We start from the raw sequence: 10,365 nt of genomic DNA on the forward strand, positions 1-10,365 counted from the left end.
GCCACCCCGCGACGACGGCGCAGCGCTTCGTGCCGGACGCCTTCAGTGGCGTGCCCGGCGCGCGGCTGTACCGCACGGGGGACCGGGCGCGGTGGCGGCAGGACGGCACGCTGGACTTCGTGGGCCGCGTGGATGCGCAGGTGAAGGTGCGAGGCTTCCGCATCGAACCGGGTGAGGTGGAGTCCGTCCTGCACTCGCACCCGTCCGTGCGTGAGGCCGTCGTCGTCGTGCGCGAGGATGTGCCCGGAGACAAGCGACTGGTGGCCTACGTCGTGGGCCACCCCACGCTGGATGCCTCCGTGCTGCGCGCGTTCCTCACTGAACGACTGCCCGCGCACCTGGTGCCGTCCGCGCTCGTGCCCATGGCGGCGCTGCCGCTGACGCCCGGCGGCAAGCTGGACCGCAAGTCCCTGCCCGTCCCGGAGCAGTCCCCCGCGGCCTCGCTCCCCGCCGTCCCGGAGCACCTGACGCCCTTCCAGCAGCGCGTCGCAGGACTCTTCCGTGACGTGCTGCACGTGGAGCGCGTGGGCCTGCACGACGACTTCTTCGCCCTGGGCGGCCATTCGCTTCTGGCCACGCAGCTCATCTCCCGACTGCGCACCACCTTCCAGGTGGAGCTGCCCCTGCGTGGCCTCTTCACCGCGTCCACCGTGGCCCGCGTCACGGAGCTGGTGGAGGAGCAGTTGCTGGTGCGCTCGGACGGGCCGCGCGTGCCGGCCCTCCGCCGCGTGTCGCGCGAGGGCGCGCTGCCCCTGTCCTTCTCGCAGCAGCGGCTGTGGGTGCTGGAGCAGCTCCAGCCGGGAGCCACCCCGTACGTGCTGCTCGGCGCCGTGCGCCTGGAGGGCGCGCTGGACGCGGAGGCCCTGCGTCGCGCGCTGGAGTTGCTGGTCGACCGCCATGAGGCCCTGCGCACCTCGTTCGCACTGAAGGGCGGCGAGCCCGTACAGGTCATCCATCCTCCGCCCGCGTGGACGCTGCCGGTGACGGACCTGGGCGACCTTCCGGCTGGGGACCGCGAGGCGGCGGTGCAGCAGTTGTCGCTGGAGGACGCGGGTCGTCCCTTCGATCTGGAAGCGGGACCGCTGCTGCGCTCACGGTTGTACCGGCTGGCCCCGGAGCAACACGTGCTCGTGCTGGGCATGCACCACATCGTGTCCGACGGCTGGTCCGTGGGCGTGATGGTGCGCGAGGTGGCGGCGGCCTACGCGGCGTTCGCCTCCGGGAAGCCGCACGACCTTCCGTCCCTGCCCGTGCAGTACGTGGACTTCGCGGTGTGGCAGCGTGACTGGCTCCAGGGCGAGGTGCTCCAGCAGCAACTGGCGTGGTGGAAGGAGCAGCTTGCCGGAGCACCGCACGTCCTGGAGCTGCCCACCGACAAGCCCCGGCCGACGCAGCGCTCACCTCGCGGTGCCAACCTGCCCGTGCACCTGCCCCGCCTCCTGGGTGAACGCCTGGGTGCGCTTGCGCGGCAGGAAGGCGCCACGCCGTTCATGGCGCTCCTGGCGGTGTGGCAGGTGCTGCTGGCGCGCTACAGCCGGCAGGACGACCTGCTGGTGGGCGTGCCCATCGCGGGCCGCAGCCGCAGTGAGCTGGAGGGACTGGTCGGCTTCTTCGTCAACACGCTGGTGCTGCGCGGGCGCGTGCGCGGACAGGAGTCGTTCCGCGAGTTGCTCGCCCGGGTGCGCGACACCACCCTGGCCGCGTACGAGCACCAGGATGTCCCCTTCGAGAAGCTCGTCGAGGCGCTCCAGCCCCAGCGCGACCTGGGTCGCAACCCGCTGGTGCAGGTGCTCCTCGCGCTCCAGAACGCGCCCCAGGGTGAATGGAAGGCCCCAGGCCTCACGCTGCGCCCGGTGGAGGTGGACAACGCCACCGCCCGGTTCGACCTGGGCCTGATGCTCTCCGAGTCCCCGGACGGCCTGCGCGGCATGCTCGAATACAGCACCGACCTGTTCGAGCCCGCCACGGTGGCGCGCATGGCCGGTCACCTGCGCGTGCTGCTGGAGTCCGTGGTCGCGTCTCCGGACGCACCCCTGGCTTCGCTGGAGTGGCTGACGCCCTCCGAGCGCCAGCAGTTGCTGGTGGACTGGAACGACACGCGGGTGGACTACCCGAGCGACGCCTCCATCCCGGAGCTCTTCGCGCGACAGGTGGCCCTGCGTCCGGACGCGACGGCGCTCGAGTTCGAGGACGAGAGATTCACCTACGCGCAGCTCGACGCGCGCACGAACCAGCTCGCGCACCTCTTGCGCGCGAACGGCGTGGGGCTCGACTCGCTGGTGGCCGTGTGCCTGGACCGTTCCTCCGAGCTCGTCATCTCGCTGCTGGCCATCCTCAAGGCCGGTGGCGCCTACGTGCCGTTGGATGCCGCGTACCCGATGCAGCGGCTGACCTCCATGCTGGAGGACGCACCTCCCCGGCTGCTGCTCACCTCGCGGGTGATGCGGCCGCGCCTTCCGGTGTCCGACACGGTGCCATGCCTCTTCGTGGAGGAGCTGCGCCTGGACGCGCAGCCCGTGACGCCGACGGGCGTCCGGCCGCATTCGCGCAACCTGGCGTATGTGGACTTCACCTCCGGCAGCACCGGCCGGCCCAAGGGCGTGGCGGTGGAGCACCGGGGCGTGCTGCGCATGCTCTTCGGAGTGAAGTCCATGGACCTGGGGCCCGAGGAGACGCTCATCCTCATGTCGCCCATCTCCTTCGACGTCTCCGGCATCGAGCTGTGGGGCGCGTTGCTGACGGGCAGCAAGCTGGCTGTCTTCCCGCCCAGGCCCCCCACGGACCTGGAGCTGCTGGGGCGTGTGCTGCGGCGCCACGCCGTCACCACGCTCCACGTGTCCACCGGGCTCTTCTCCCAGGTGGTGGATGTGGGCCTGGAGATGCTGCGCGGTCTGCGGCAGATCATCGTGGCCGGCGACATCCTGTCCCCCGCGCACACGCGCAAGGCGCTGGAGACGTTGCGCATCCCCGTCGTCAACGCCTACGGCCCCACCGAGACCACCATCTACGCCACCGCGCTGCGGATGACGCGGGCGGAGACGGTGGGCACCAGCGTTCCCATTGGTCCCCCCTTCGACAACACGCAACTGTACCTGTTGGACGCGCACCTGCGGCCCGTCCCGGTGGGCGTGCCCGGTGAGCTGTTCATCGGCGGAGACGGCGTCGCGCGCGGCTACCTGTCCCGCGCGGACCTGACGGCCGAGCGCTTCGTGCCGGACGACTTCAGCGGACGTCCCGGCGAACGGCTCTATCGCACGGGCGACCTGGCGCGCTGGCGCGCCGACGGCTCGGTGGACTTCCTGGGCCGCATCGACACGCAGGTGAAGGTGCGCGGCTTCCGCATCGAGCTGGCGGAGGTCGAGGCCGCCGTCATGTCCTCGCCCGGCGTGCGCGAAGTCGCCGTCCTGGTGCGCGAGGACATGCCCGGCGACAAGCGGCTCGTCGCCTACGCCGTGCCGGCGCTGGCGGACACCGCGGCAGGGACGACCCTCTCCTCCGCGGACCTTCGCGAGCACGTGCGTCAGCGGCTGCCCGAGTACATGGTGCCGACGGCCTTCGTCCTGCTGCCCGCCCTGCCCCTGAATCCGAACGGCAAGTTGGATCGCAAGGCCCTGCCCGCGCCGGGTGCCACCTCCGCCCCGGGCCGCTTCATGGAGCCCACCAGTCCGCTGGAGCAGAAGATCGCGGCCCTCTGGGCGCGCGAGCTGGGGCTGGAGCGCGTCGGTGTGCACGACCACTTCTTCGACGACCTGGCCGGCACGTCGCTGTCCGTGGTGCGCGTCTCCACGCGGCTGCGTGAAGAGCTGAAGCACGAGCTGCCCGTGGTGTGGCTCTTCGAACACCCCACCGTCCACGGCCTGGCCCAGCGCCTGGAGCGCGAGTCAGGTGGAGCCCTGGGGAGCACCGGCGCTGGAGCCGCGCTTCCGCCCACGCCCGGGACCCCCGCGCGTGAGAAGGTCCCCCCTGCGTCCGGCTTCGCCGACATCGCGATCATCGGCATGGCAGGCCACTTCCCCGGCGCGGGATCGGTGGCGGACTTCTGGAAGAACCTGCGCGAGGGCGTGGAGTCCATCCGCAACTTCACGCCGGAGGAGCTGGAGCACCTGGCGGGCCTGCCGGAGGGGCTGGAGCTGTGGCAGCACCCGGCCTTCGTCGCGGCGGGCGGCATCCTCGAAGGCATGGAGAACTTCGACCACGCCTTCTTCGACATGTCCCTGCGCGAGGCGCAGTTCACGGATCCGCAGCAGCGGCTGTTCCTCCAGACGGCCTGGGCCGCCCTGGAGGACGCGGGCGTGGATCCGGATCGCTTCCCGGGCGACATCTCGCTCTACGCGGGCGCCTCCAGCTCCGGCTACTCGGACGCCGTGCGGCAGGCGATGCCGCTGGACGCGGCCTCGTATCTGGAGCTGCATGGCACCGCCACGCACGAGAGTCTGGCGACGAAGGCGTCCTTCAAGCTGGGGCTGACGGGTGAGAGCACGCTCGTCTACACCGCGTGCTCCACGGGCCTCGTCGCGGTCCATCTGGCCTGCCGGAGCCTCCGAGGAGGCGAATCCGATGTGGCCCTCGCGGGCGCGACGCGCCTGTCGGTGCCGCAGCGCACGGGCTACGTGTACCAGGAGGGGATGATCTTCTCCCCGGACGGCCACTGCCGCGCGTTCGATGAGAAGGCGCAGGGCACGCTCGCGTCCAACGGCGTGGGCGCGGTGGTGCTCAAGCGCCTGGATGATGCGGTGCGGGATGGCGACGCCATCTATGCCGTCATCCGCGGGTCGGCCATCAACAACGACGGCCGGCACAAGTCCGGCTTCACCGCCCCCAGCGTGCAGGGGCAGGCGTCCGTGGTGTCGCGGGCGCTGGCCCGGGCCGGCGTGTCACCGGAGTCCATCGGCTACGTGGAGGCCCACGGCACCGCGACACCGCTGGGCGACCCGATTGAAGTGGCGGCGCTGACGCGCGCGTACGGCCTGGGAGCGGACCACCAGGGCACCATCGCGCTGGCGTCGCTGAAGACGAACATCGGCCACCTGGACACGGTGGCGGGCCTCGCGGGGCTCATCAAGGTCGCGCTGTCGCTGCACCACGGCGAGATCCCGCCCAGCCTCCACTTCGAACGGCCCAACCCGCAGATCGACTTCGCGGCGAGCCCCTTCTTCGTCAACACCCGTCTGCGTTCGTGGCCCCGGGGTGAGACGCCCCGCTTCGCCGCGGTCAGCTCGTTCGGCATTGGTGGCACCAATGCCCACGCCATCCTCGAGGAAGCACCCATGCGGCAGAGCGGCTCCACCACCCGTTCCCACCAGCTCGTCGTGCTGTCCGCGCGCACGCCCGAGGCGCTGGAGGCGGCGTCCCGCCAGCTCGACGCGCACGCACAGGCCTCCGGGGCCGAACTGTCCCTGGCGGACCTGGCCTTCACCTATGCGGTAGGCCGCAAGGTGTTCGAGTACCGCAGGGCGCTGGTGGTGAAGGACGCGGAGGACCTGGCGAAGCAGCTCCAGAAGCCGGCGTCCGCGACGAAGGGCACGAACCGCGCGCCGCGCGTGGCGTTCGTGTTCTCCGGTCAGGGTGCGCAGCAGGTGGGCATGGGACGCGAGCTGGCGGAGGCCTCGCCGCTGTTCCGCGCGCACCTGGAAGCGTGCCTCGCGTTGATGGAGGCGCCGCTGCGGGCGCGGGTGTCGGAGCTGTTGTGGCCGGTGAAGGGCGCGGATGTCACGGCGAGCCTCGCGGACACGCGCGTGGCGCTGCCCGCGTTGTTCAGCGTGCAGGTGTCGCTGGCGCGGTTGTGGAAGGACCTGGGCGTGGCGCCGCACGCGGTGCTGGGGCACAGCTTCGGGGAGTACGCGGCGGCGTGTGTGGCGGGCGTGCTGTCCCTGGAGGACGGAATGCGCCTGGCGGTCGCGCGTGGCGAGCTGATGCACCGCATGCCGCCGGGGGCGATGCTCGCGGTGGCGCTGCCGGAGACGCAGGTGGTGCCGCTGCTGACGGGCCGGCTGACGCTCGCGGCGGTGAATGCGCCGGACCGGTGCGTGGTGTCGGGCCCCGTGGACGAGGTGGAGCGGCTGGAGGCGGAGCTTCGCCAGCGCAAGGCGGGGGCGGTGCGGATGCCCGCGCCGCATGCGTTCCACTCGGCGGACGTGGAGCCGTTGATGCCAGAGCTGGCGCGGGTGGTGGCTTCACTCCACCGCGCGGAGCCGACGGTGCGCTACGTGTCCAGCCTCACCGGCACGTTCACGCGGCCGGGGCAGCTCACGGCGCCGGGGTACTGGACAGAGCAGATGCGCCAGCCGGTGCGCTTCACCGACGCGGTGGGCGCGCTGCTGGAAGAGGGCTGCGGGGTGTTGCTGGAGGTGGGGCCCGGTCAGGACCTCACGCCACTGGTGCGCGCGAGCCTGGGGCAGGATCGCGACCGGGTCCGCGCGCTGGCATCACTGCGCCGGGGAGGGACGACGACGGAGCCGCAAGGCTGGCTCCAGGCCGTGGGCGAGCTGTGGACCGCGGGCGTCGTCGTGGACTGGCGTGCGTTCTACGCGCACGAGCAGCGGCTGCGGCTTCACCTGCCGACGTATGCGTTCCTGAAGAAGCCGGTGTGGGTGGAGTCGCGTGCGGGCGCCCTGCCCTCCCCGTCCGTGCATCCGGCACCGTCCGCCGTGCGTGCACCGCCGGAGGTCCCGGCATCGACCGTGACGGAGCCAGCGGTTCCGGCGTCGCGGAGCGTCCCGCCCCCGCTCGCCATTCCCAGCATCGCGCAATCGCTCCGTGAAGGCGCGGCCCTGCCCGCAGGGGCGTCCTCCGCCGCGCGTCCCCTGCTGCCGGGCCTCTCCGCGCACACAGCCTCCGAACCCCTGGCCCCTGCCGCCATCCCCGTGGGTCGCGAGGACGCGCCGCGCGGCGACGTGGAGCAACGCGTGGCCGCGCTGTGGCGCGAGCGCCTGGGCCTGGACTTCGTCGGCCGTGAGGAGAACTTCCTCGAAATCGGCGGCAACTCGCTGACGGCTGCCCAGCTCCTCAACCAGGTGCGTGACACCTTCGGCGTGCAGTTGCCGCTGGCCGCGCTCTTCGAGGCCCCCACCGTCGCGGGCATCGCCCAACGCCTGGAGCCGCTGCTGCTCCAGGCCCCCCAGGCGCAGGTGTCCGTGGAGCTGCCCCTGGTGCCGCTGGAGCGCACCGGGGAACTGGCCCTGTCCTACGTGCAGGAGCGCGTCTGGCGCCTGGAGCAGCACCTGCCCGGCCTGTCCGCGTACAACATCCCGTTCGTCCTGCGGCTCGAAGGCGACGTGGACGCCAACGTCCTGGAGCGCGGCCTCCAGGAGATCGTCCAGCGCCACGAAGCCCTGCGCACCACCTACGACACGGTGGACGGCCGCCCCGTGCAGCGCTTCCACGCCTCGATGCGCATCCCGCTCACGCGCGTGGAGCTCCGGGGACCGCTGGAGACGCGCGAAGCCGAGGCCCTGCGCATCGCCCGCGAGGACGCGGGCCTGCCGTTCGACCTGGTTCGGGGCCCCGTGCTGCGCACCACGCTCGTGCGCCTGGATCCGCGCGTGCACATGCTGGTGGTCTGCATCCACCACATCGTCTGCGACACGCTGTCCGTGGCCCTCTTCGTCCAGGAACTGGGCCAGCTCTACGACGCCTTCCTCCAGGGCCGCCCGTCGCCCCTGCCCCCGCTGCCCCTCCAGTACGCGGACTTCGGGCATTGGCAGCGCCAGGGCGTCACGCAAGCGCGCCTGCCGGAGCAGGAGCAGTGGTGGCGGCAGCGGCTGGCCGGCATGCCCCGGCAGATCGACCTGCCCACGGACCGGCCCCGTCCCTCGCACAGCCCGCTCACCTCCGCGCGCATGGATGTGGACTTCCCGTCCGCGCTCGCCCGGGAGCTGTCGGCCTTCTCCCGGCGCGAGGGCTTCACCGCGTACATGACCGTGCTCACGGCATGGCAGACGCTGCTGCACCGCTACAGCGGCCAGACGGACCTCGTCGTCGGCACGCCCATCGCCAACCGCACCCGGCCAGAGCTGTTCCCGCTCATCGGCTACGTGGCGCACTCGGCCGCGTTCCGCACCCGCTTCGCGGGCGACCCGACCTTCCGAGATCTGCTGGCCCAGGTGCGCGAAGAGGTGGCGGACGCCCAGGCGCGGCCGGACGTGCCCTTCGAATACCTGGTGGAAGCGCTCGTGCCCGGCAAGGACATTGGCCGGGGCCGCATGACGGACTCCGTCTTCATCTTCCACTCCGGCGTCAGCGCCGGAGCGATGACGCTGGAGCTCCAGGGCCTGCGCGGCTCGCTGGTGGAGGTGCCCGGCACGCCCGTGCAGTGGGGCGCCACGCTGGCGGACCTGACGTTGATCCTCTCCGAGTCCCCCGGCCGCCTCCACGGCGTGCTGGAGTACGCGATGGAGCTCTTCGACACGGGCACCGCGACGCGTCTGGTGGAGCACTTCCAGGTGCTGCTGTCCGCCGCGCTCTCCCAGCCCGACATGCAGGTCTCCCTCCTGCCGCTGGCCACGGAGGCGGAGCGCCGCGCGTGGCCGCGTCCCCACACCCTGTCCGGCTTCACCTCCGTGCCCGCCCTCCTGGCGGACCGGCGCGCCCGTCAGCCCGACGTCGTCGCCCTGTCCTGGGGGGATGAGGTCTGGACCTGGGCCCGGGTGGGAGCCCGGGCGCGGACCCTGGCTTCGAGGCTGCGGTCGCTGGGGGTGCGGGATGGCGCGCCGGTCGCGGTGACGCTGCGTCCGTCCCCGGAGAAGCTGGTCGCGCTGTGGGCCGTGCTGGAGGCCGGCGGCGCGGTGGTCGCGCTGGGTCCCACGGACCTGGGCGACATGTCCCTCTATGCCTCGGAGGGCGTGCGCGTGCCGGTGCTCGTCACGTCGCGCGAGCTCGTCGCCTCCGTGCGCGTGGAGCCCTCCAGCACGCTGTTCGTGGAGGACCTCGCCACGTCCCCGGAGGTCGGCGGGGTTCCCGAGACACTGGGGCGCGGTGAGGCAGACACCCTGGCGTGGCTGCTGCCCATGGGCGTGGGTCAGCCCGCATGGGCGCTGGGCCACCTGGAGCTGGCGGAGTTCTTCCTCGCGCTGGACGCGCGGCTGGCCCCCAAGGACGGCGGCGCGTGGCTGGCTGCGGGCGAGGCCGCGGCGGACCGTCCGGACCTGGAAGCACTCTGGGCCCTCTCGCGCGGGATGCGCGTGGTGTTCCCGTCCGAGCAGGTGACGGCGCGGCTGGTGAACGTGGGAGGCGCGGGGCGGCGGGCGAAGGCCATGGACCTGAGCCTCATCTACTTCGCCAACGACGAGGACTCCCTCGTCGGGCCGAAGTACGAACTGCTGCTGGAGGGCTCGAAGTTCGCGGACGCGAATGGCTTCTCCGCCGTGTGGACGCCGGAGCGGCACTTCGCCTCCTTCGGTGGTCTCTACCCCCAGCCGGCGGTGATCTCCGCCGCGCTGGCCATCGCCACGAAGAATCTGCGCCTGCGCTCGGGCAGTGTGGTGCTGCCGCTGCATGATCCGCTGCTCATCGCGGAGCAGTGGTCCGTGGTGGACAACCTGTCGCAGGGCCGCGTGGGCATGTCGGTGGCCACCGGCTGGCACGTGCACGACTTCACCTTCGCGCCGGGCAACTACGAGGACCGGCGCAACATCCTGCTCAAGAACCTGAAGACGCTGCGCGCGCTGTGGCGCGGCGAGAAGGTGACGCGGCCGGCGGGCGCGGGCACGACGGTGGAATTGGCGCTGCGTCCGAAGCCCGTGCAGAAGGAGCTGCCGGTGTGGCTCACCGCGACGGCGAACCCGGAGACCTTCCGGCTGGCGGGCGAGCTGGGCGCGGGCGTGCTGACGGGCCTGATGGCGCACTCGCTGGAGGAGCTGAAGCCGAAGGTGGCCCTCTACCGCGAGGCGTGGCGGCGCAACGGCCACCCGGGCCGGGGCCACATCACGGTGATGCTGCACACGTACCTGGGCGACGACGAGGCGGAGGTGTGGCGCGTCGTGCGGGAGCCGCTGCTGGGCTACTTCCGGGGCTCCACGGACATCGTCACGTCGCTGCTGGTGGCCCAGGGCTACCAGGGTGAAATCAACAAGCTGTCGCCCGACGACATCAACGCGCTGTTGGAGCACACCTTCGAGCACCACGCGCGGATGACGGGTCTGGTCGGCTCCATGGAGAGCGGCCTGAAGCGCCTGCGCGACGTGCAGGGGGCGGACGTGGACGAGGTGGCCGCGCTCCTCGACTTCGGTTTGAGCACCCCCGTGGTGCTGGAGGGCCTGCGCCGGCTGGCCCGGGTGCGCGAATTGCTGGAGGACGAAGGCGTCGCGCGCCAGGAGCAGGTGCTGGTGGAGAGCGGCCAGGGCGTGGAGGGCCTCCTTTCGCTGGCGA

At 72.0% G+C, this 10,365-nt stretch carries 1 protein-coding gene; it reads left to right on the forward strand.

The window, feature by feature from the left end:
• Positions 1-10,365 (forward strand): non-ribosomal peptide synthetase/type I polyketide synthase (locus D7V88_RS33825; RefSeq protein ID WP_120544746.1); only part of this gene is annotated, 10,365 nt, incomplete at both ends.

The organism is Corallococcus terminator (assembly GCF_003611635.1).
Lineage (GTDB): Bacteria > Myxococcota > Myxococcia > Myxococcales > Myxococcaceae > Corallococcus > Corallococcus terminator.